1 protein-coding gene is annotated in these 1703 nt (G+C 38.2%); it reads left to right on the plus strand.

The window, feature by feature from the left end:
* Positions 1-157: 157 nt before the first annotated feature.
* Entirely contained in the window at positions 158-523 is a 366-nt protein-coding gene (locus WBV75_RS11780) for a hypothetical protein (RefSeq protein WP_424120788.1), read from the plus strand.
* Positions 524-1703 lie beyond the last annotated feature (1180 nt).

A 1703-nucleotide genomic window follows, 5' to 3' on the forward strand; every position in this document is an offset into this window, starting at 1 on the left:
ACCTCGCCAGAGGGTTCTGAAGACAATCAAACACAGTTCAAAGAAACAGGCTAAAACTGCAATTTCGAGCCCCTTTGTCCGACTTCTTGGCTTGATTAAAATACGGGACATCGCCATGACTGCCATGGATTATCTTTAGGGAACTAAATCCACGGACATGAAAAGAATCAGAAATCATCTTAGAAAATGCTCCTGCATATTAATCATTACGATATTATGTCAATGCTGTGTTGTTTACCATAAAACCCCTGTTACTCTGGAACAAGCGGTTCAGGAGAATACAAAAACAAAGATTCTTTTAGAAGACGGCAGGGTGGAGAAATTCAAGTTCGTTACTCATAAAGATCAGCAGTATTTTGGGACGAGAATGACTGGCAACGGCTATGTGGACATTCAAATAGATGAGAATGCTGTTTCTAAAGTACAAGTGAAGCATAAAACCGCGTCCATTTTGGTCACAGTAATTCCTCTTGCAGCTCTGACAGCTCTTGTGATAGTACCAGTAATTAGTTTTACTCAGTAATTCCTCTTGCAGCTCTGACAGCTCTTATGATAGTAGCAGTAACTGGGGGTATCCCGCGAGGTGGGGCTTAGTTGGGTATTAGTATTATCAGTAGATAATAATAAACAAAGTAAAAACCCCCTGACGCCCTTACCTCGCCAGAAGGTTCTGAAAACAATCAAACACAATTCAAAAGGAATAGAATTAGACTGCGAATTCACTTCAAAATTGTCCCGAATTATATCACAATCAAAAAACTGGACATTCAATTTTATGTAATAAGTACTTTGGATATAAAACAAAATATCATGTGCCGTTTTTCTATTCTATTGTTGTGTTTCACTGTACTAACAAGTTGCGTCAAAGAACCCTATGAAGACTTGTCGACATCATTTGAGGGGATTGTTTATTCGGCTCCTGAAGAACCTATGGCAAATGGTCGAATTGTGATTGTAGGCCGCAGATCATCTTTTGGTGATGATTGTTGTGGGGAAGCATTTAGAAAATCCTTTCAAACTGAATCTGACGGAACATTTAATATTCAGGTCAACACTAACGATGTTGCAAGTTTTTCGATTGACATACCTTCATCTGAACAGAGATGCACTGGCCCATCTATATCGGGAGTTTGCACTCTTATGGAATCCGATGAGAAGCATACCGACATCATAATCTATGCCTACTAAATTCAAAGGCACACCTTAAGGAAGGGGTTCTGTTTTGGTAATGTCTTATTGTGCGATATCCTTTTAGAAATACCCAACAGCCTCATCCATGCTGTAGCAATTGAATGGAGTCATAGAATCAGATGAATGGATGTGAATCTGCTGTAGTTGAAAACGCTTAATACACCAGGCAAAGAAAGCCTTGTCTTTGATATTAGGATTGGTGGCTCTCTTCCATATCTGCTTGTAGCGCTGACATTTGTTTAATTCACTATCAGCGTAATTCCTGAAGTCGTTATTGGTCATTATCTAAGTTTTCCATTAAAGTTATGGAAATTATAGAGTGAGTTTTCTCTGTTGTGGTGTTAAAGGCTTACTGAATTGAGTAGTGAGGATGTACCGTTTTAAGATATTACGTATAATTTATTCTAAGACTACGATTCAATCATAGAACCTGCTCTAATCCGTGAACGATTTAATGTATAAAGACTAATTTTAGATGCATATAACAAGTTGTAAGCCATTAAGGAATAACC

It is taken from the genome of Robiginitalea sp. (assembly GCF_049588695.1).
In the GTDB taxonomy this organism is placed as follows: Bacteria; Bacteroidota; Bacteroidia; order Flavobacteriales; family Flavobacteriaceae; genus Robiginitalea.